Below are 20,308 nucleotides of genomic sequence, written 5' to 3'. Positions count from 1 at the left end.
AGTGGCGATCGGGGAGGGTCCGTGTCGCCGACCGACCTGATCGCCCCCAATCGCCCTAATCGGCTTGGAACGTTGCTGTGCGATCGCTGCGACGAAGTGCTCGACCGTGTTTGCTTTCCGTATTGTATGCGGAGTGAGGACCCAAACGCCCGTTGGAGAGGTCGAGCCTCAGCCGATCCTTGGTTTGGACTCGGAGATCCAGGGCGATCCTCCCGCGCCGCGGCGCTTGGGACGGCGCTGGATTCAGCGGGGTAACCGGCTGCGGTGGGCGTTGGTGCTCACGGCGATCTGCGGTCTGGTGGTGACCCTGGCCGGAGCGATGGTGGCGAGGAAGGCCCCCGGCGTCTTCTTCGCACAGACTCAGGTCAGGTTCGTCATCCCACTCAGCTCGGACAACCCGAACGGGCTCGGCGTCTCGACCCGGAGCCTGATCAGTGCGGCCGGCGTGGTGGCCAAGATCGTGGATCCGGACCCGCTGCCACCGCCGAACGATGAGAGCATCACCATCGTCGGCATGGGGGTGCGCGACGGCTGGTCGGTGACCCTTCCCCAGACCGGCGGCCAGTTCGTCCCGGGCCACACCGAACCGTGGCTCGATGTGCAGGTCGCCGGTTCGAATCCGGACGAGGTGAAGGCCCAGATGGACCAGCTGTTGGTGCGCATTCCGAAGGTCTTGAACGACCTCGAGCAGCAGCGGCAGGTCAGCGCCGAGAACCTGATCCGGACCAAGCTCGTTCCCGAGGGTGAGCCCGAGGTGACCTACCTTCATGGCAGCCGGTCACGCTCCGCGCTGGCCGTCCTCATCCTCGGCGTTTCACTGACCGGCGCCGCCATGGCGCTGCTGCGCCGGGTCGCTCGCTAGGCTGCTACCGAAGATCCACATCCACCGCACAGATCAGTCGGTAAGGGGAGCAGTGCAGATGGGCGCACGGCGACGACGAGTCCTGATAATCGTTCAGAATCTGCCGGTGCCGCTGGACCGGCGGGTGTGGCTGGAGTGCCAGGCGCTGCGCGACGTCGGTATCGGCGTCTCGGTGATCTGCCCGAAGGGCCCGGGCGACCCGTTCATCCAGGAGATCGACGGCGTCCGTATCTACAAGTACCCGCCGCCACCGGCCGCCTCCGGCGTGCTGGGCTACATGTACGAGTTCATCTACTGCTGGCTGGTGACCGCGCTGCTGTCGCTGTTGGTGGCGGCGCGGGACGGTTTCGGGGCGATCCAGGCCTGCAACCCGCCGGACACGTACTGGGCGCTGGCGCTGCTCTACCGCCCATTCGGTAAGCGCTTCGTCTACGACCAGCACGACCTCAACCCGGAGGTCTTCCTATCCCGGTTCGGCGCGCCGAAGTCCACCGGGGCCCGAGTGCAGTTCGGCGCGCTGCGCTGGCTGGAGAAGATGACCTACCGGACCGCGCACGAGGTCATCTCCACCAACGAGTCCTACCGCAGCATCGCGCTGAACCGCGGCGGGCGTGACCCGCAGACGGTCACCGTCGTGCGCAGCGGACCGGACACCACGGTGATGCGCCCGGTCGAGCCGGTCCCGGCACTGCGCGGTGGGCAGGAGCGACTGGCCGTGTACCTCGGCATCATGGGGCCGCAGGACGGCGTCGACCAGGCGCTGCGGGCCCTCGCCGAACTCGTCCACGGCCGCGGCCGCCAGGACTGTCACCTGGCGCTGCTCGGCTTCGGCGATTGCCTCGAGGAGCTGAAGGAGCTGGCCGTCGAACTCAACCTCGACGAGTACGTGACCTTCACCGGTCGGGTCGCCGCCCCCGAGATCGCTGACTACCTCTCGACGGCCGACATCGGTATCTGCCCCGACCCGAAGAGCCCTCTCAATGACGTCTCGACGATGAACAAGACGATGGAGTACATGGCCTACTGCTTACCGGTGATCAGCTTCGACCTGGTCGAGACGCGGGTCTCGGCCGGCGAGTCCGCGATCTACCTGCCGTCCGGAGACCTCGCCGGTTTCGCGCAGGCTTGGGAGCTGCTGCTCGACGACCCCGGTGAGCGGGCCCGGCGGGGCGCCCTCGCCCGCACCCGCGTCGCCGCCGAGCTCGACTGGGCTCCGCAGCGCGACAAGTATGTGCGGGTCTGGCAGCGGGTGCTCGGCCTGCCCGAGGACGGGTATCCGGTCAACCCCGAGGCTCTGGCTGCCCAGAACGCCAGGACCTCCGACGCTCGCGGCCGACGTTATATAGCGTTGGACGATCCGGCGCGGTTGGCCGATTTCATCCAGCATCGGGCCTGACGGTCGCGATCAATCAGGAGGTTGCGGTGTCGGACACCACCTGCCACATGTCCATCTCATTGGACGGCTTCGTCGCCGGACCGGATCAGAGCCGGGAGAACCCGCTGGGCAAGCGGGGGCAGGAGCTGCACGGCTGGCACATCGGCGACCCCCGGGCCAATGAGGCTGACCAGCTCGCCACGGGGTGGCTCATGCGCCCCCGCGGTGCGTATGTGATGGGGCGCAACATGTACGGCCCGATCCGTGGGGAGTGGGACGAGGAAGACTGGTCGGGCTGGTGGGGTCCCGAACCGCCGTACCACGCGCCGGTCTTCGTGCTGACCCACCACCGCCATGATCCGATCCCGATGGATGGCGGGACGACCTTTCACTTCGTCACCGAGGGTTTCGACGCCGCCTACGCCGCCGCATCTGAGGCGGCTGGGGATAGCGGGGTGGACATCGCCGGTGGAGCCTCGACGGTCCGGCAGGCACTCGCGGCCGGGGTGATCGATGAGCTGACCCTCGACATCGCGCCCGTGCTGCTCGGTTCCGGCGAGCGCATCTTCGACGGTGTTGAGTCCTTCGGCTTCGAGCCGGTCGAGGTGCTTCACTCCCCTCTGACCACCCATATTCGCTACCGCCGCAGCTGAGGCCGTCCCGGACGAATCCGGTGGAGATCTTCAGGGTGAGTCGGGGCGGGCGCGCCGGTAGCGCTCGTAGATCACGTGTGAGTCGAAGGTTCTGGTCTCGATGAGGTCGAGGGGTGTCTCCTCGGCCGTCACAGGTAGGTAGGGCGTGCCGCCACCGACCAGGATCGGCAGGCGGAAGATACGCAGCTCATCGACCAGGCCGAGTTCGATCGCCGCGGCGGCGAGCCCGGGGCCGCCGATCTCGGCGTCCTTCCCGATCTCGTCCTTCCCTGTCGCGCCGTTCCCGGTCTCGCCCAGCGCCGTGGCGATCTCCTCAGCCACCGACGAGCGCGCCAGGCGGGCGTTTCCCTGGACGCTATCCAGGGTTCGGCTGAAGACGACCTTCGGTAGTGCAGCCCAGACGTCGGCGAATTCGGCGCCCAGTTCGGTCTCGCGCATCGCGGGCTCGGTCTCCCAGGGCAGCATCGTCTCGTAGAGCCGGCGGCCGCAGAGGTAGGAGCCGAGCCCACTTACGCGCGCGAGGTGGAAGGCGAAGAGCTCGTCGCTCGGGGGGCTCCACCCGAAATTACCGTCACGATCGGCGATGTAGCCGTCCACGGAGACGCCCATCGAGTAGATCAGCACGGCCCGATCGTATCCAGGCAATCACCCGAGGCTGCTGCAGGACCGCGCAGGCACGGGCTTCTGGCATGAGACGTACTCCCGCAGCGGGGCGATGGAGTCGATCTACATCGACATGCCGGCCATTGGCCTGGCCAAATTCGCACCGGTGCAGCCCGCCCGCGGTTCGACGTTCTCGGCCCGGCGCCCACCCAGCCGCAGCCAGTCGGCGGCTATCAGCACCTCAGCGCCAGAACGGGGCGAGTAGTTCGGCCCGGGCTCTTCCCTGCTCGAAGCCGGCTCGGGCGGCGGCCGGGCGCAGCGACAGATCCATCGCATTCGCACCGAACATGTGCTCGGCGTCGGGGTCGGGGAAGATGGTCTCCACCCGGCTGCCGTGGGCGCGAAGCTCCTCGATCTGGGTGGCCAGATGCGTGCCCCAGGCCGGCGGATGCAGTGACCTTCCGCCGAACGGTGAGAGCACGAGTACCCGTCCGTATCCGAGTGCCAGATCGGCGTTCTCGGCGTTGGATCGGTAGCCGCCGTCGAGGTATCGGCGGTCGCCGATGCGGTAGGGCGGGAGTCCGAAGCCGTTGCTGCAGCTGGCCGCGATGGCATCCACCAGCTCGACTCCACTGTGGCGATCGAAGACGACCGGCTCGCCGGTGTCGGCGTCGATCGCAGTGATGAACATCCTGCGGTCCGGCCAGTCCTGGCTGGGCAGCCGGGCCGCCACGGTGGCCCGCCACTGCAGCTGCCGGGGACCGTCCGCCGTCGCATCGCGGTCACTCGCCGCCGCCCCCAGTCTGCGGCGCAGGTCGGCCACGTCCGCGGCGGAGTCGATGATCTCGCGCAACCGCTGCAGCTGGTTGACCACTGGTCCCATCGCCGGCGGCCTGCGGTCGCGTCCAGGCGCCGTCGTCGACGGCTGGGATGCCGCGTCGAGGATGGCGGCGAGCAACTCGTTCGGGGAGGCGCCGCTGATCTGCGCCGCCGCGGTCGATCCGGCCGAGGTCCCGATGATCAGATCGGCTTCGGTCACATCGAGCCCAGCCGCGCTGAGGCCGGCGATGACGCCGATGAGCCACGCGTTGCCGGTCGATCCGCCGCCGCCGAGGACAAGCGCGCGTTCGCCCGCGGTGGCCGTTCGAGACGTGGAATCCGCCTCTGGCTGATGCTGTTCCGAGCTCGACCGGTCAGCGGGGGTCGTCGAGGTGTTGTGCTGATTTGAAAAGGGTGTTGCGTTCATGGGGTCGCCTCTCGCGAAGTGCTTGGTGGGCGCTCCGGTGGCGATTACGTCGGTCGCAAACTAGGTCAGTCGCGCGATCGTGCACTGGAGGGAGCGCCCACTACGGATACTGCGTACATGGGTGTCACCTCCCGACGTTGAATCACGACTAAATCGCGGCGATGGCAACGATGTCACACCCCCGACGCGCTGGGCAACCGGATTACCCGCCGCGATTACCCGCCGCGTTGGCCGTCTGCGCGTCGGCGGTCAGCCGATCCGCTCGGCCAGTGAGACGACGATCCCCTCGGGTCCGCGGACGTAGGCCATCAGCCAGCTGCCCTCGTGTTCTCCGATGCCGCCGACCAGCCCGTATCCGTCCGCGGCCAAGCCGGCGACGGTCGCCCGCAGGTCGCTGATCTCGAAACATATGTTGCGAAGGCCCAGCTCATTCGCCATGGCGGCGGGTGAGCCGACCACGTGGTCGGGCCGGATGAACCTGGCCAGTTCCAGCCCGGTGCCTCCGCTGGGGGGACGCAGCATGACGATCTCGGTCCGCGCGTCCGGTATCCCGCTCACCGTGTCCAGGAAGTCACCCTCCAGGAAGGCGCGCCCCTCGACCTGCAGCCCCAGCCGGACGAAGAACGCCGTCGCCGAATCGAGGTCGGCCACCGTGATCCCGACATGATCGAAAGTCTTGATGTCTGTCACGGCTTCTATCCTGCACCGGCCGTCGGTCAGCTTGTCGGCTAGCGACGTGAACCAGCGGTGAGCGCGACCATGAACTGGCCGCCGCCCGGTTCGACACTGGCGGTCACCGCCAGCTCCGGCGCCAGCCGGCTGAACCGATCGATGAGCCACTCTGCGGTCTGGTCGGCGTCGGCGCGGCTCGGGCACCGGGCCACAACCTCGCGGCCGCCCTTGCGCCCCAATCGTTCCGCGACACCGATGAGCGGAGCCGGGTCGGCCACGAAGAGCCGCGCCGGCCATGGCACCACTGGTTTGATCGCCCCCTTGCGGGTGTTGCACCCGCGGTGGGCCAACCGCTCGGTCGTGCCGGTCTTCCCTTTGGCGGCCTTGGCGCTGGTCAGCCCGTCGACGCTTGGCCCCCGGTCGTCGTTCACCGACATATCCGGATCGACGGGCTCGTCACAGAGCCAGCACCGCCAGCCGTCGCGCTCGGCCACCTCGTCCAGGCGGCTCATCGGCGCTGCTCCGGAAAGCCGTCCCACCAGGACTCCCGCCGGCTCCACGCGACGCGCCACTTCGTGCCACGACCGGTGATCCGTGCCCCCAGGGCTCGCAGCGCAACACCGACTCGGAGCAGGTACACGGCGAACGGCCCCGGCAGGTGGGTGCGGGCGTAGGTGATCTTGCCGGCCAGCAGCAGGGTGGTCTTCGAGCCACCGTCGGCCGAAGAGATGCCGATCTCGTGGATCACCGCGGCGTCCGGAGTGATCGTCGGCCGATAACCACGGTCACGGGCCCGGGCGGCGAAGTCGGCGTCCTCGCCGTAGACGAAGTACCGCTCGTCCAACCCGTGCAGCTCGTCCCACACGGTGCGGGGGGTCAGCAGCAGACAACCGGTGACCATGCCGACCTCGCGGACGGAGTCTCGCTGCCAACTCCCCATCGACTCCGGATCGAATAGCCGGCTGCGCGCAAAGACCGTCGACAGGCCGAGGGCGAAGGTGGCGCTGCTCCAGATCGTCGGCAGCGCCCAGCAACTCGACGGCTCGACCGACAGGTCCGAGCGCAGCGTGCGGCCTCCGTAGATGCCGCGCCCCGGCATCGACTCGGCGAAGGTCAGCAGGCGGGCGAAGGCCTCCGGCTGGGCTTCGGTGTCCGGGTTCAGCAGCAGCACCCAGGGCGCGCTGGAGGCGGCCACTCCTTGATTTACCGCGCCCGCGAAGCCGAGATTGCTGGTGTTGCGAAGCAGCATCACCTCTGGGTACTCGGCGGCCACGATGTCGGCGCTGGAGTCGGCCGAGGCGTTGTCGACGACGACGATCTCCGCGGTCCGATCGGCAAGCGCGGCCGGAATCGAGTCGAGGCAGCGGCGGATCCACTCCTGGCAGTTGTACAGAACAATGACGATGGAGACTTCAGCGTCGCTCACTGGGCCTCCGGCCGATGATCGGAGACTCCCGGTGCCGCGCCGCGTTGACGGATAACCCGAGCCGGCACTCCGGCCACCACACTGCCCGCCGGCACGTCGCGGGTGACCACCGATCCGGCGGCGACGATCGCGCCGTCGCCGATGCTCACCCCGGCCACCACAACGACGTTGGCTCCGAGCCAGGTGTTGGCACCGATGTAGATGTCGGCCTCGCGCTTCGGCAGATCCATCACCGGGCCGTCGCCGGCGTCGAAGTCGTAGTCCGACGCGGTGATGAACACATGTGGGGCGAGCAGTGCGTGGTCACCGATGACGATGCGACCGTGGGTGTCGCCGGCCCAGATCGAGGTCCACTGACCGAGGTGGCAGCCGTCGCCGATCTGCACCCGCTCGCCGTTGCGGATCGAGACGGTCGGCGACATCGCCACGCCCCGGCCGACGCTGGCCCGCTGGATGTCCGCCCCGTCGTAGCCGAAGAAGTTGGCGATCTTTCCGTAGCGCAGCCACGAGCTGGGTGCGAGCAGGCTCATCACGGCCTGAACGACACGGCTGAGCCGACCGGTTGAACTTCTCGCCATCAGCTTGACCCCCGCGTGCTCAAGTCCCGGCTCCATGGGCCGGCGGTGCCTGCTCTGGCCCGTCGCCGGGCGGCGAGGGAGGCGTAGGTGTTCACGCCGACGAAGAAGGGGGCGGCGAATGCCAGGCGCGGGTTGTGCCACACCACCGATAGCCAGCCGGGGCCGTCGTGCTGCGGCTGCAGACCGGTTTTGCGTTCCAGTTCGATGTTGCCGGCGATGATGCGGACGCGCCGCTTAACCAGCGTCGCGACGGTGCGCGGTGCTCTGATGGTGAAACTCGCACCCGGGGGGTTGTGACGCTCGGACGGGGCGAACTGGCAGTAGACGAAACCATCGTCGGAGATGAGGTCGGGGAACTCCCCGAAACGCTCGCGCCCGCTCTCGGAGAGGCCATAGACGCCGGATCCAAGGACGTGACTGGTGGTGTAGCCCAGTCGCGACCAGATGGCGAAGTACCCGCGAACCAGCGGGCTGCCGCCGCGGGTATCGACGACCGGCATCGGGGCGGCCGCGGGGGCTTCGGCCAGGGCGTCCCGAACCAGGCGCAGCGACTGCGTGCTGAGTTCGATGTCCGCGTCGAGATAGATCCGCGGAAAGTCCCGCGCGTGACGATCGCCGACATTCAGGGCGGCGACCTTGGAGGCGGCGTCGATCTCGACAACCCGAACGCCCGGTCGGCTGCGAGCCAGGGCCGCGGTGTCGTCGGTGCAGCCGTTGCAGACCACGACCACGTCGAACTCGTCGGGTGCGGCGTCGGCCAGTGCGCCATCCAGCAGCCGCAGGATCACCTTCGCTTCGTCGTGAGCAGGCACTATCACGCTGGTCACCGCGTAAGTCTCCCTCATCGCTGTCGTGTGGAGCCACCGGACACTCGCTCAATCTTGGTGGCTCATGTGGGAAGGCTAAGTCTGAGTGGTCCGCGCAGGTGCGAACCCATAGGGTTCAAGGCTAGATGAGTTGCTCCGAGGTAGCAGGGGAATGCCGCAAATGGGAACAGAGCAGTCACGGTCTACCAAGTTTCGAATTGGAGCCGCGTTGCTGGGTGCTGCTGCCCTGACGTTCTCCCTCAGCGCCTGCGGTCACGACTCCGGTAAGTCGGCAAGTGCCTCCACACCCGCCACCGGCTCCGCCCCGACCGCCGCGGGCGCAACCTCCGGCACCGCAGCCACCCGCCCCCCGGGCACAGCCGCCACGTCCGCGCCGACTGCCGCCCCCACTGCCTCGGCAACCCCCTCCACCGCCCCCTCCTCGCTGCTTCCGGGGGCCGAAGGGCAGACCGCCGCCTCCGGGCCGAACTGCCGTATCGCCTCAACCTCCGACGTCAAGACCGCCTTCGGGGCCGTGGTGACCAAGTCCGTCGCGACCACCAGCGGCATCGGAAGCCCGCTCTGCATCTTCACCCTCACGTCCTCCAACGCGAAGGCCGGCGGCAGCGTGACGATGTCGCTGGCCACGACGACGCCGGCTGCCTTCGCGCGGGCCAAGGCGGCGGCCACCGGGGCGGTGCCGGTGTCGGGCGTCGGAGATGACGCGTACCTGCTGCCGACGACCTACGTCCTGCATGCCCGCAAGGGGAACAAGGCGCTCTCGATCCAAGCCACGCTGGGGTCGCCGGCCACCGCAGAGCGAGCCGCGCAGGTGAAGAACGACCTCATCGCCGTCACCAAGGCCGCCGCCGCTCAGCTGTAGCTGGCCGTCTGGCCTTCTCGCGACGCGGGCTGCCTTGTCAGTGGCCGCGGGTACGCTTGGAGAATCCCCCTCCGAAGCTGGAATGGGGATATTTCTGCTGTGCCTGAACCAGCTGAGGACCCGAATGAGCCTGTCTGGATTGCGAGAACTCGCAGTCGCCGAACCCTCCCTGACCACCCTGATCGAGAGTGTCGATCAGCCCACTCTCACCCTCACCGGCCCACCGTCGATCCAGGCCTTCGCCATCGCGGGCTTCGCCGCCCGCACCTCCCGGACGGTCCTCGCGGTGACCAGCACCGCCCGCGAGGCCGAGGATCTGGTCACCGCGCTCGGCAGCCTGCTCGATCCGGACACGGTCGCGCTCTACCCCGGCTGGGAGACGCTGCCGCACGAGCGGCTCTCGCCGCGGGCCGATACGGTCGGGCAGCGGCTGGCCGTGCTGCGCCGCCTGGCCCACCCCTCGACCGATGACCCGGCCTCCGGGCCACTCTCGGTGGTGGTGGCCCCGGTGCGGTCGGTGTTGCAGCCGCAGGTGCCCGGACTCGGCCACCTGACGCCGGTCTCGCTCCGCGCCGGCGACACCGATCGCGACCTGGCCACCATCGTCGCCGACCTGGTGAACGCCGGGTATTCACGGGCCGATCTGGTCGAGAACCGCGGCCAGTTCGCCGTCCGCGGCGGCATCCTCGACGTCTTCCCACCCACCGAGCAGCACCCGCTGCGGGTCGAGTTCTGGGGCGACGACATCGAGGAGGTGCGCTACTTCAAGGTGGCCGACCAGCGGTCGCTGGAGATCGCCGAGCACGGCGTCTGGGCTCCGCCGTGTCGGGAGATGCTGCTCACCGACTCGGTGCGGGAACGGGCCGCGGCGCTGCTGGCCGAGCACCCCGAGCTAGGCGAACTGCTCGAGCCGATCAGCCTGGGCACTGCGGTGGAGGGGATGGAGGCACTCGCGCCGGCGCTGGTCGATGAACTCACCCTGGTGCTGCACGAGCTGCCGGTCGGAACGCACGTCATCGTCTGTGACCCGGAGCGCGTGCGGTCCCGCTCGGCCGACCTGGTGAGCACCTCCCAGGAGTTCCTGGCCGCCTCCTGGGCCGCCGCGGCCGGTGGTGGCAGAGCGCCGGTGGATCTGGGGGCGGCCTCGCTGCGCTCCTTCGACGAGGTGCGTGACGAGGCGATCGGGATGGGGCTGCCGTGGTGGGGGATCACCCCCTTCGGCAGCGACTCGGCCCAGACGATCACCTCGACCTTCGAGCCGGCTCCGACCTACCGGGGCGATCTGGAGGCGGCGGTCGTCGACCTGCGCAACTGGACCCGCGACGGCTGGCAGGTGGCGCTCGTGCTCGACGGCCACGGCACCGCGAAGCGGACCGTCGAACGGCTCAGCGACGCCGAGGTGCCGGCCCGTCTGGAGGCGGTGCCGGTGCCCGAGGCCGGGATGGCGCTGGTGACCACGGGTTCGCTGCTCGGCGGTCTCTACTCGCCGTCGATGAAGATCGTGGTCCTCACCGAGACCGACCTCACCGGCCAGCGTGGTTCGCTGACCAAGGACTCCAGCCGGATGCCGACCCGGCGGCGCAACGCGATCGACCCGATCCACCTGGCCGCCGGTGATTTCGTGGTGCACGAGCAGCACGGTGTCGGGCGGTACGTGGAGATGGTGCGGCGCACCATCAACGGTGGCGAGCGTGAGTACCTGATCATCGAGTACGCGGCTTCGAAGAAGGGGCAGCCGGCCGACCGGCTCTTCGTCCCGACCGACTCCCTCGATCAGGTCACCAAGTACGTCGGTGGCGAGGCCCCGTCGGTGAACCGCCTCGGTGGAGCGGACTGGGCCAAGACGAAGGGCCGGGCTCGCAAGGCGGTCAAGGAGATCGCGGCCGAGTTGATCCGGCTCTACTCCGCTCGAATGGCAACGAAGGGTTATGCCTTCGGCCCGGATACCCCGTGGCAGCGAGAGCTCGAGGATGCCTTCGCCTACGTCGAGACCCCCGATCAGCTGGCCGCCATCGACGAGGTTAAGGCCGACATGCAGAAGTCGCTGCCGATGGATCGGGTGATCTGTGGCGACGTCGGCTACGGCAAGACGGAGGTCGCCGTACGGGCCGCCTTCAAGGCGGTCCAGGACGGCAAGCAGGTGGCGGTGCTGGTGCCGACCACGCTGCTGGCCCACCAGCACCACACCACGTTCTCCGAGCGGATGTCGCAGTTTCCGGTGCAGCTGCGGGAGTTGTCCCGCTTCACGGCGTCGTCGGATGCCGACAAGGTGCTGGCCGGATTGCACGACGGCAGCGTCGACATCGTCATCGGTACGCACCGCATCCTGCAGCAGACCGTCCGCTTCAAGGACCTCGGTCTGGTCATCGTCGATGAGGAGCAGCGCTTCGGCGTCGAGCACAAGGAGTACCTGACGTCGCTGCGGACCTCGGTGGATGTGCTGACGATGTCGGCCACTCCGATCCCGCGCACCCTGGAGATGTCGCTCACCGGAATCCGGGAGATGACGACGATCCTCACCCCGCCGGAGGAGCGGCACCCGATCCTCACCTTCGTCGGGGCGCATGACAGCCGGCAGATCGCGGCCGCGGTGCGCCGCGAGCTGCTCCGCGACGGGCAGGTCTTCTACATCCACAACCGGGTGGAGTCGATCAACCGGGCGGCGGCGAAGCTGGCCGAGCTGGTGCCCGAGGCGCGGATCGCGGTGGCTCACGGGCAGATGGGGGAGGACGCGCTCGAGCAGATCATGCTGGGTTTCTGGGAGAATCGCTTCGACGTTCTCGTCTCCACCACCATCGTCGAGTCGGGGCTGGACATCCCCAACGCGAACACGCTGATCGTGGAACGGGCCGACATGTTCGGCCTCTCGCAACTGCACCAGCTGCGCGGCCGGGTCGGGCGTTCCCGGGAACGTGGCTACGCCTACTTCCTCTACCCGCCGGAGAAGCCGCTCACCGAGCTGGCACTCGATCGCCTGGCCACGATTGCCCAGCACACCGAGCTCGGGGCCGGCATGGCCGTGGCTATGAAGGATCTGGAGATCCGGGGCGCCGGAAACCTGCTCGGCGGTGAGCAGTCCGGGCACATCGCCGGAGTGGGCTTCGACCTCTACGTTCGCCTGGTCGGCGAGGCGGTGGCCGAGTTCCGCGGCGAGACCGAGCAGGAGTTCGTCGACGTCAAGGTGGATCTGCCGGTGGACGCCAACCTGCCCTACGACTACCTGCCCGGCGAGCGGCTACGGCTGGAGGCCTACCGGGCGCTGGCCTCGGCCTCATCCGACGAGGCGGTGGAGGCCGTCCGGCTGGAACTCATCGACCGCTTCGGGCCGATCCCGGAACCGGTCTCCAACCTGCTGGCGGTGGCCCGCTTCAAGGTGCTGGCTCGCAGCTATGGCCTCACCGAGGTCTCGATGCAGGGGAACACGATTCGCTTCGGCCCGCTCGAACTGGCCGAGTCGGCCCAGATCCGGCTCAAGCGCCTCTTCGACAAGTCGCTCTACAAGCAGGCGGTGGCCACGGTCAGCGTGCCGCGGCCGAAGGGGATAGTCGGGAAGGACGGCAAGTTCACCGAAGCGAAGTTCGGTGGCGAGCCGCTGCGCGATGTGCCGCTGCTGACCTGGTGCGCGAAGGTCTTAGCCGACGTAGTCGGTCGTGAGTAGCCGACGTAGTCGGTCGTGAGTAGCCGACGTAGTCGGTCGTGAGTAGCAGATCGTCTGGACCGTCTCGCTCGTCAGGTGAACGAACCCACGGCCCGTGCGATGACGAGCAGTGATACGAGTAGTGCCGACGTGGCCTCCAGCGCCATCAGCATCTTGGCCCGACTGGAGAGTGGCATCGTGTCGGTCGGGCTGAACGCGCTGGAGTTCGTGGTCGACACGTAGAGGTAGTCCACGAAGGTGGGGGCCCAGTCGGCGGAGCGACTGGAGCCGGCCGCCACCTCGACGACCGCGTCATGGTCCTCGTCGTGGCTGAACCGGAAATCGGCCAGCGGCAGCTTGTCGCGGGGTAGCTTGCTGCGCGCCACCGGGCCGCCCCGGTCGATGTTCCAGAAGAGGAGGCCGAAGGCGATCACGTTCGTCGCCCAGACCTGCAGGCCGGCCACCAGAAGTGACCCACCCTTCGCATTGTGTTGGGTGAGGTGATCGACCAGCAGCCCGAGCGCGGTGAGGTTGGTGAGGATGATGATCGCCGTGAGCGCCAGCGAGATGATGCGGGAGAGGCGGGACTCCTCGTCCAGGCGGTGCGGGTGCGTGATCACCAGGGCCAGCAGCAGCACTACCTCCAGGGCCGGAAGCAGCAGCCGCGGGCCGAGCAGCAGCGACTGCGGCAAGAGCGCGTAGAGGCCGATCGCCACCACGACGGCCAGGGCCGGGGGCAGGCGGTTCTCCCCGCGACCCTGCTGCCGGTGCCCGTGGCCACGATGGGCCGGCAGATCGGGCTTCTTCGGGGGATCGGTCGAGGCCTGAGAGTTGGGAGACGGCATGGGTCGAGCGTGCACCATCCGCTGCGTTCGACAACGCATCCACGCCGGGGTGACGCGATGCGGGGTGTGGATCAGGAAACCTCAGGAATGGGCCGCTAACCTACCTGCATGACTTGGCTCGTGACCGGCGGCGCCGGCTACATCGGATCGCACGTGCTCATCGCCTTCGCCCAGGCCGATACCCCGACGGTCGTGCTCGACGACCTCTCCTCAGGTTTTCGCCACTACGTCCCCGACGACGTCCCCTTCGTCGAAGGGTCGATCACCGACGCCGACGCGGTGGCCCACGTGCTCGACGAGTACGGCGTCACCGGTGTCGTGCACCTGGCCGGGGTCAAGTACGCCGGCCAGTCCGTGGGGCAGCCGCTGCACTTCTACCGGCAGAACGTCACCGGCATGCAGGTGCTGCTGGAGGCGGTGCTGGCCCGGCAGATCCGCAGCTTCGTCCTCTCCTCCAGCGCCTCCTATTACGGCACGCCGGATCTGGAGATCGTCGACGAGCAGGAGCCGCCGCGGCCGCAGAGTCCCTACGGTGAGTCGAAGGTGATCAGCGAGTGGCTGCTGCGCGACTGCGCCGTCGTCGACCCGCAACTGCGCCACACCTCGCTGCGCTACTTCAACGTCGTCGGTTCGGGGCCGGAGTTCCGGGCCGACCACAGCCCGTACAACCTCTTTCCGATGGTCTTCCGGGCCCTGGCCGCCGGCGAAACCCCACGGATCAACGGCGGCGACTACGCCACCCCGGACGGCACCTGCGTGCGGGACTACATCCACGTGGTCGACCTGGCCCAGGCGCACGTCACCGCGGCCCGCAATCTCGAGAGCGGGGGCGTCTGTGCCCCGGCCTATAACGTGGGACGGGGGGAGGGCTCCTCGGTGCGCGAGGTGATGGACACCATCGCCCGGGTCACCGGCATCGACTTCACCCCGACCGTGCAGCCGCGCCGACCCGGCGATCCGGCCCGCATCGTCGGCTCGGTGGCCGCCATCAGGCGTGACCTCGACTGGCAGGCCAGTCACGACCTGGACGACATGGTCTCCAGCGCCTGGGCCGCCTGGCAGCACTACCTTGCCGAAGCCGAAGCCGAAGCCGAAGCCGAAGCCGGCTAGTCGCGGTGGACGCTGTGCGAGTGGCCGTCGGTGAGAACCTCGTGATAGCGCTGCACGGTCTGCGCGGCGGCCCGTCGCTGGTCGAAATGGGCTCGGGCCCGGATCAGCGCGGCCGGACCCCATCCGGTGCCGTAGCTCGGCATCGTCGATCAACCAGCCCAGCGCGCCGATGGTCTGCGCCGGTACGTCGTGATCCACCAGCACTCCGCTCACCCCGACCTCGGGCACCTCGCGCAACCCACCCCGATCGGAGGCGACCAGCGGCAGCCCGCAGGCCATCGCCTCGATGGCGCTGCCCCCCAGCCCCTCCCGATCGGTGAGCAGCGCCCCGACGTCGGAGGCGGCATAGAGTGCAGCGATGTCGTTGTCGCCGCTGAGCAGGCTCACCCGATCCTGCACCCCGAGCTCGCTGATCAGGCTGCGCAGCGCCGCCTCCTGAGTTCCGCCGCCGGCCAGTACCAGGTGGGCCGGTCGGCCCGTCGCCAGCAGTTCCGGCATGGCTCGAATGAGCAGGTCCTGGCGCTTGCGCGCGTCGAGGAAGGCGGCCTGGGTGATTACCACCCGGTCGTCGCTGATGCCCAGCAGTCGCTGCCGCAGCTCACGCCGCTCGGCCTCCGGGCGGGGCCTGAAGTGCTCCAGGTCGGCTCCGTTGTGGATGCGCTTGACCCGTGCGGCCGAGACCAGATAGTCGCGGCGGGTCTGGGCGGCCAGGTAGTCGGAGACGGCAATGAAGGAGTGCAGGTGGCGCTGGCGACGGTGGCGCGCCAGCCGGCGCAGGGGTTCGCCCCGCTCGCGCTTGCGCTCCGAGTGTTCGGTGCGGATCACCACCGCCCCTGACTGCACCAACTGCGCGGCAGTGTCATGCCGGCCGAAGTGGAAGTGGGCCAATGCGGGCTTCTCGACCGCGGCCGCGGCGGCCACCGCGCGGTTCCAGCTGCCCTGGTCCACGACCCCCTCCAGGACGCCGACCTCGGCCCCGGCCTCGGCGAGCAGGGCTGCGTACCAGGGCGGCGGGGCGGCGATGAAGTAGCAGACGAACTCCCCGCCGCCCGCGCTCCAGAGCCGGGCCATCTCGGCCAGCTGCAGCTCGACCGGGCCGCGCTTGTTGGGGTTCATCATCACGAAGTTGACCACTCGGGCCGAGGCGGAGTGCGGGTTGCTCACGGGTCGAAGTTAGCGCACCCCGGTCAACAGGACGCTTTGTCCGGATCCACGTAGGATTCCGCTCATACTGGTGAGTAGCAATTGCCTCAACGGCGATTGAGATGGACGACAGAGAGGGCAGCGAGCGCGTGACCGTGGAGAATCTCCCGCTGTGCCGGCTCTGTCAGACCCCGTTGAGCGAGACCTTTGTCGACCTCGGAATGTCCCCGCCGTGTGAGAATTTCCTGGTCGCCGACGAGCTCGACGCGATGGAGCGCACCTATCCGCTGCATGTGCGACTCTGCCCCTCCTGCCTGCTGGTTCAGCTGCCCGACTACATCGACCCGGACGAGATCTTCTCCGAGTACGCGTACTTCTCCTCCTTCTCGACAGCTGGGTCGCCCACGCCAAGCGCTACGCCGACGCGATGATCGAACGCCTGGGGCTTGGCCGCGACAGCCTCGTCGTCGAGGTCGCCAGTAACGACGGCTACCTGCTGCAGCACTTCGTGGCCCGTGACATCCCGGTGCTCGGCATCGAGCCGGCGGCCAACATCGCCGAGGTCGCCGTCGAGAAGGGATCCGCACCCAGGTTGCTTCCTCGGTGAGAAGACCGGCTTCGAGGCGGCTGAGGAGTTCGGCCGGGCGAACCTGGTGGCGGCCAACAACGTCTACGCCCACATTCCGGACCTGATCGGATTCACCAAGGGCCTGCGGCCCTGGTCGCCGACGACGGCTGGGTCACCATCGAGGTGCAGCACCTGCTCCGGCTCATCGAGCGGCGCCAGTACGACACCATCTACCACGAGCACTTCCAGTACTACACGCTGCTGACCCTCATCCGGGCGCTGCGATCCGGTGGTCTGGAGGTGGTCGACGTCGAGGAAACTCGCCACCCACGGTGGCTCCATCGGGCCTTCGCCCGACCGGTCGAGGTGGCCGGGCCGGCGTCGGAGGCGGTGCGGCGCGTGCTCGCCGAGGAGCGGGCGGCCGGCCTGGACACGGTCGCCGGGCACGCCGGGTTCGCCCACGCGGTGCTGCAGATCAAGCGTGATCTGCTGGGATTCCTGATCGAAGCCTCGCGCGAGGGAAGACGTCGCCGGCTACGGAGCTCCGGGTAAGGGCAACACGCTGCTGAATCACTGCGGCATCCGGGGCGATCTGCTGCAGTACACGGTGGACCGAAACCCTTACAAACACGGGCGCTTCCTGCCGGGGACGCACATTCCGGTGCACGCCCCGGAGCAGCTGGCGATCACGAAGCCGGATTATGTCCTTATCCTTCCGTGGAATCTGCGTACTGAGCTGGTTGAGCAGCTGGACTACGTCAAGGAGTGGGGCGCCCGATTGGTGCTCCCATACCGCAACTTGAGATCGTGTAGAGGGGACCTCAAGCAATGAAGGTTGTGCTTTTCTGCGGTGGCTATGGCATGCGCATGCGCGACGGCACCAGCAGTGCCCCCAAGCCGATGGTGATGGTCGGATCGCGCCCCCTGATCTGGCATGTGATGCGCTACTACGCCCACTTCGGGCACACCGAGTTCATCCTCTGCCTCGGTTACGGCGCGCACCACATCAAGGAGTACTTCCTCAATTATCAGGAGACTTACTCCAACGACTTCGTGATGACCGACGGGGGACGAAGCGTCGAGCTACTCTCCACCGACATCAGCGACTGGACGATCAGCTTCGTCGACACCGGACTGAAGTCCCCGATCGGCGAGCGGCTGCGCCGCGTGCGTCACCTGCTCGGCGACGACGAGGTCTTCATGGCCAACTACGCCGACGTCCTCACCGATGCCCCGCTGAATGAGATGGTGGGCCAACCTGGAGCGCAGTGACGCGGTGGCGAGCATGATCGCCGTCCCGCCGCAGTCGGCCTTCCACTGCCTGCAGATCGATGAGAGCTCGCACGTCACCGATGTCCGTTCGGTCTCCACTCTCGACCTCTGGGAGAACGGCGGCTACTTCGTGCTGCGCACCGGCATCTTCGACTACCTCTTCGAGGGGGCGGACCTGGTACAGGACGGCTGCGGATCAGCGGCAAAAGACGGGCGATTGCTCGCCTACCCCTACCGCGGATTCTGGCACCCGGCCGACACCGTGAAGGAGCGCGCCGCCTGGAGGAGGCGTATGAGAACGGGTACCGGCCCTGGATGGTCTGGCTCGACGACGAAGCCTCCTCCGACATCCTGGCCCGCGCCTCCCACGATCTCGACGCCCGCTAGGTCGACCGGTTCATGCTGGAACTTTCGCTCGTGGCTGCGCTGCGGGCTCAACCACGCCCGGTGCTGGTCGCGCTGGGGGCGCACTGCGACGACGTCGAGATCGGGGCCGGGGCGACGATCGCAAAGCTTTCCCAGCAGGTTCCCGGTCTCACCGTGGTCGCCACCGTGCTCGCCTCGACCCCGCCCCGGGCGGCTGAGGCCTTCACGGCGCTGCCGGCCTTCGCCGCCGGCGCCGCCGTTGACCTGCAGGTCCTCGAACTCCCCGACGGCCGCCTGCCCGAGCACTGGCTGGCCGTCAAAGAGGCGGTGCACGCAACCCGGGACCGGGCCGACGCCGCCGGTGGCTCGCCCGGATCGGCCGCCGTGGTGCTGGCCCCGTCGGCGCAGGACGCGCATCAGGACCATCGGTTGCTCGGCGAGATCGCCCCGACCGTCTTCCGCGATCAGCTGATACTCAGCTACGAGATCCTGAAGTATGACGGCGATCTCGGCCGGCCGAACGTCTACGTGGCAGTGAGCGAGGAGGCGGCCCGGCGGAAGTCGCAGCTGCTGCATGAGCATTTCGGCTCGCAGCGGGGGTCACACCTGGTTCGACGACGAGACGTTCCTGGCCCTGATGCGCATCCGCGGGTGGAGTGCAACCAGCGCTACGCCGAGGCCTTCACGGCCGGCAAGATTCTGCTGTAACCACAGGCGGTAACTACAGGCTGTGACGAGCAGCTGAGAGGATGAGACGTGCGGGTTCTGGTCACCGGTAGCGAGGGGTATCTCGGCACCATCATGACGCAGGTGCTGACGGGCGCCGGTCACGATGTGGTCGGCTTCGACAGCGGCCTCTTCGAGCCCTGCGTGCTGGGACCGCACCCGACCGATCCGCCGACGCTGCACGGCGACCTGCGAGACGTGACGAGTGAGCAGCTGCTGGACTTCGAGGCGGTGGTGCACCTGGGGGCACTCTCCAACGATCCGCTGGGCAACCTGGCGCCCGAGCTCACCTACGACATCAACCACCACGCCAGCGTGCGGCTGGCCCGGGCCGCCCGGGATGCCGGCGTCCGCCGATTCCTCTACGCCTCCACCTGCAGCGTCTACGGAACCTCCGGTGGGGATGCGCTGGTCGGCGAGGAGGCACCGTTGTCGCCGGTCACCCCCTACGCGGTGAGCAAGGTCCGCGTCGAGGACGATCTGCATGAGCTGGCCGATGACTCCTTCGAACCGGTCTACCTGCGCAACGCGACCGCCTTCGGCTTCTCGCCGCGGCTGCGCGGAGACATCGTGCTCAACGACCTGGTCGCGTCGGCCTACCTGACCGGCACCGTGCTGGTGCTCTCCGACGGCACCCCGTGGCGTCCGCTCGTACACGCCCGCGATATCGCCTCGGCCTTCCTCGCCTGTCTCACCGCACCCCGCGCGGCCGTCCACGACACCGCCTTCAACGTCGGCAGCGACGCGGCGAATCTTCGGGTCAGCGACATCGCCGAAATCGTCGCCGCCACCGTGGCGGGCTCCTCGGTCCGTATCACCGGCGAGGCCGGTAACGACCCGCGCTCCTATCGGGTCGATTTCTCCCGGATAAACAAGCTGGTTCCGCAGTTCGAGGCCCAGTGGACGGTGGCGGCCGGAGCGCAGGAGCTCTACGACGCGTACACCCGCTACCAGCTCACCGAAGCGGTGTACCGGGCGAGCTTCAAGCGCTTGCCGTGGCTGGCGAAGCTGCAGTCCGATCAGAAGCTGGATGACCAGATGCGCTGGATCCGCCGGTAGTCAGCAGCTCCAGATCCGGGAAGGGTGGCCGGATGTCAGCGACGTTGCGCATCGCGGCGACCACCGCGAAGAGAATCCACATCAGCGTCGAGATCTGAATGAATCCATAGGTGTCCAGCACCAGATTGGTCGTGATTACAACCATCATCGCGCCGCCGACGCCGGAGGCGAGTTCGGCCAGCACCGGGTCGACGTTCGGCACCCGCCACCGGTCGATCTGGCTGGCCACCCGCGTCGCGACCAGCAGCGCCGTCACCAGAAGCCCGGCGAAGGCGGTGAGGCCGATGACGCCGGTCTCCATCAACTGGTCGAGGTATTGGTTGTCCAGCACCGGTTGGATGGGGACGTTGTAGGTGCCCAGCCCCTGGCCGACCCAGATGTGGTCCCCGACCGCGTAGTAGACGTAGAAGCGCCCGTAGCCGCGCGACTCGAGCGACCCGTCCTGGGAGCCGGTGACGAAGAGCGTGACGATGGCCGA

17 protein-coding genes and 5 pseudogenes are annotated in these 20,308 nt (G+C 68.2%); 11 read left to right on the top strand and 11 right to left on the bottom strand.

Going from position 1 to position 20,308, the window contains the following annotated elements; genetic code table 11:
* Positions 1-133: 133 nt before the first annotated feature.
* The 3 genes from CPH63_RS00105 to CPH63_RS00095 all read left to right on the top strand — a co-directional run bounded on the left by CPH63_RS00105 (position 134) and on the right by CPH63_RS00095 (position 2,890).
* A complete protein-coding gene (locus CPH63_RS00105) occupies positions 134-862 on the top strand; it encodes a hypothetical protein (protein WP_157749169.1) in 729 nt (242 codons plus the stop codon).
* Between the two features lie 106 nt (positions 863-968).
* Positions 969-2,258, top strand: coding sequence for a glycosyltransferase family 4 protein (locus CPH63_RS00100; protein ID WP_206745619.1), 1,290 nt, complete (start codon positions 969-971; stop codon positions 2,256-2,258).
* A gap of 26 nt (positions 2,259-2,284) precedes the next feature.
* The gene (locus CPH63_RS00095) at positions 2,285-2,890 is read left to right on the top strand and encodes a dihydrofolate reductase family protein (protein ID WP_096301013.1); all 606 of its coding nucleotides are present in this window, start codon (positions 2,285-2,287) and stop codon (positions 2,888-2,890) included.
* Between the two features lie 30 nt (positions 2,891-2,920).
* Here the strand turns inward: CPH63_RS00095 and CPH63_RS00090 are convergent, their stop codons facing one another.
* The gene (locus CPH63_RS00090; protein WP_096301012.1) at positions 2,921-3,514 is read right to left on the bottom strand and encodes a dihydrofolate reductase family protein; all 594 of its coding nucleotides are present in this window, start codon (positions 3,512-3,514) and stop codon (positions 2,921-2,923) included.
* Between CPH63_RS00090 and CPH63_RS23570 the strand changes: the two genes are divergently transcribed.
* Positions 3,507-3,758, top strand: coding sequence for a monooxygenase family protein (locus tag CPH63_RS23570; RefSeq protein ID WP_096301011.1), 252 nt, complete (start codon positions 3,507-3,509; stop codon positions 3,756-3,758). The genes CPH63_RS00090 and CPH63_RS23570 overlap by 8 nt on opposite strands.
* On the opposite strand, the gene CPH63_RS00080 is transcribed toward CPH63_RS23570, so the two are convergent.
* The 6 genes from CPH63_RS00080 to CPH63_RS00055 form a co-directional block, all read right to left on the bottom strand.
* Positions 3,735-4,739 carry a patatin-like phospholipase family protein gene (locus CPH63_RS00080; RefSeq protein WP_096301010.1) on the bottom strand — a complete coding sequence of 335 codons (1,005 nt, stop codon included), beginning with the start codon at positions 4,737-4,739 and terminating at the stop codon, positions 3,735-3,737. The two genes, CPH63_RS23570 and CPH63_RS00080, sit on opposite strands and share 24 nt — an antisense overlap.
* Positions 4,740-4,988: 249 nt before the next feature.
* Positions 4,989-5,429 carry a VOC family protein gene (locus CPH63_RS00075; protein WP_096301009.1) on the bottom strand — a complete coding sequence of 147 codons (441 nt, stop codon included), beginning with the start codon at positions 5,427-5,429 and terminating at the stop codon, positions 4,989-4,991.
* 38 nt (positions 5,430-5,467) lie between these two features.
* A complete protein-coding gene (locus CPH63_RS00070; protein WP_096301008.1) occupies positions 5,468-5,923 on the bottom strand; it encodes a hypothetical protein in 456 nt (151 codons plus the stop codon).
* Positions 5,920-6,837, bottom strand: coding sequence for a glycosyltransferase family 2 protein (locus CPH63_RS00065; protein ID WP_157749168.1), 918 nt, complete (start codon positions 6,835-6,837; stop codon positions 5,920-5,922). The genes CPH63_RS00070 and CPH63_RS00065 overlap by 4 nt, the downstream gene beginning before the upstream one ends.
* The gene (locus tag CPH63_RS00060) at positions 6,834-7,415 is read right to left on the bottom strand and encodes a DapH/DapD/GlmU-related protein (protein WP_096304845.1); all 582 of its coding nucleotides are present in this window, start codon (positions 7,413-7,415) and stop codon (positions 6,834-6,836) included. Before CPH63_RS00060 ends, CPH63_RS00065 begins: the two co-directional genes overlap by 4 nt.
* Positions 7,415-8,242, bottom strand: a complete 828-nt coding sequence (locus CPH63_RS00055; RefSeq protein ID WP_157749167.1) for a glycosyltransferase family 2 protein — start codon at positions 8,240-8,242, stop codon at positions 7,415-7,417. The genes CPH63_RS00060 and CPH63_RS00055 overlap by 1 nt, the downstream gene beginning before the upstream one ends.
* A 208-nt stretch (positions 8,243-8,450) precedes the next feature.
* Between CPH63_RS00055 and CPH63_RS23345 the strand changes: the two genes are divergently transcribed.
* Both CPH63_RS23345 and mfd read left to right on the top strand, forming a co-directional pair.
* Entirely contained in the window at positions 8,451-9,104 is a 654-nt protein-coding gene (locus CPH63_RS23345) for a hypothetical protein (RefSeq protein ID WP_096301005.1), read from the top strand.
* Positions 9,105-9,228: 124 nt separating this feature from the next.
* On the top strand, positions 9,229-12,762 hold the full coding sequence (mfd, locus tag CPH63_RS00045) for a transcription-repair coupling factor (protein ID WP_096301004.1): 3,534 nt from the start codon (positions 9,229-9,231) through the stop codon (positions 12,760-12,762).
* Positions 12,763-12,833: 71 nt separating this feature from the next.
* Here the strand turns inward: mfd and CPH63_RS00040 are convergent, their stop codons facing one another.
* Positions 12,834-13,586, bottom strand: a complete 753-nt coding sequence (locus CPH63_RS00040; protein WP_206745610.1) for a hypothetical protein — start codon at positions 13,584-13,586, stop codon at positions 12,834-12,836.
* Positions 13,587-13,694: 108 nt separating this feature from the next.
* Between CPH63_RS00040 and galE the strand changes: the two genes are divergently transcribed.
* Positions 13,695-14,696, top strand: a complete 1,002-nt coding sequence (gene galE, locus CPH63_RS00035) for a UDP-glucose 4-epimerase GalE (protein WP_096301003.1) — start codon at positions 13,695-13,697, stop codon at positions 14,694-14,696.
* Here galE and CPH63_RS21985 read toward each other — a convergent pair.
* Entirely contained in the window at positions 14,693-14,839 is a 147-nt protein-coding gene (locus CPH63_RS21985; RefSeq protein ID WP_157749166.1) for a hypothetical protein, read from the bottom strand. The two genes, galE and CPH63_RS21985, sit on opposite strands and share 4 nt — an antisense overlap.
* A gap of 31 nt (positions 14,840-14,870) precedes the next feature.
* A pseudogene (locus CPH63_RS23565) lies at positions 14,871-15,767 on the bottom strand (glycosyltransferase family 4 protein); the annotation flags it as partial.
* Between the two features lie 194 nt (positions 15,768-15,961).
* Between CPH63_RS23565 and CPH63_RS23560 the strand changes: the two are divergent.
* From CPH63_RS23560 to CPH63_RS00010, 4 genes and pseudogenes are all read left to right on the top strand, one after another.
* Positions 15,962-17,239: pseudogene (locus CPH63_RS23560) on the top strand (class I SAM-dependent methyltransferase).
* A pseudogene (locus CPH63_RS23555) lies at positions 17,236-18,066 on the top strand (sugar phosphate nucleotidyltransferase). The pseudogenes CPH63_RS23560 and CPH63_RS23555 overlap by 4 nt, the downstream one beginning before the upstream one ends.
* Before the next feature lie 12 nt (positions 18,067-18,078).
* Positions 18,079-18,753, top strand: a pseudogene (locus CPH63_RS00015) (PIG-L deacetylase family protein).
* Between the two features lie 48 nt (positions 18,754-18,801).
* The gene (locus CPH63_RS00010) at positions 18,802-19,830 is read left to right on the top strand and encodes an NAD(P)-dependent oxidoreductase (RefSeq protein ID WP_096301002.1); all 1,029 of its coding nucleotides are present in this window, start codon (positions 18,802-18,804) and stop codon (positions 19,828-19,830) included.
* Here the strand turns inward: CPH63_RS00010 and CPH63_RS00005 are convergent.
* Positions 19,754-20,308, bottom strand: a pseudogene (locus CPH63_RS00005) (hypothetical protein); the annotation flags it as partial. The gene CPH63_RS00010 and the pseudogene CPH63_RS00005 overlap by 77 nt on opposite strands.

This window comes from Jatrophihabitans sp. GAS493 (assembly GCF_900230215.1).
GTDB lineage: Bacteria > Actinomycetota > Actinomycetes > Mycobacteriales > Jatrophihabitantaceae > MT45.
This window is presented reverse-complemented; position numbering and strand designations above follow the sequence as displayed.

Excerpts from the sequence above, each read along its gene's own strand:
- CPH63_RS00080 (WP_096301010.1), bottom strand. The coding sequence starts at position 4,739 with ATGAACGCAACACCCTTTTCAAATCAGCACAACACCTCGACGACCCCC.
- CPH63_RS00070 (WP_096301008.1), bottom strand. The coding sequence starts at position 5,923 with ATGAGCCGCCTGGACGAGGTGGCCGAGCGCGACGGCTGGCGGTGCTGG.
- CPH63_RS00060 (WP_096304845.1), bottom strand. The coding sequence starts at position 7,415 with ATGGCGAGAAGTTCAACCGGTCGGCTCAGCCGTGTCGTTCAGGCCGTG.
- mfd (WP_096301004.1), top strand. The coding sequence starts at position 9,229 with ATGAGCCTGTCTGGATTGCGAGAACTCGCAGTCGCCGAACCCTCCCTG.
- CPH63_RS00040 (WP_206745610.1), bottom strand. The coding sequence starts at position 13,586 with ATGCCGTCTCCCAACTCTCAGGCCTCGACCGATCCCCCGAAGAAGCCC.
- galE (WP_096301003.1), top strand. The coding sequence starts at position 13,695 with ATGACTTGGCTCGTGACCGGCGGCGCCGGCTACATCGGATCGCACGTG.
- CPH63_RS21985 (WP_157749166.1), bottom strand. The coding sequence starts at position 14,839 with ATGCCGAGCTACGGCACCGGATGGGGTCCGGCCGCGCTGATCCGGGCC.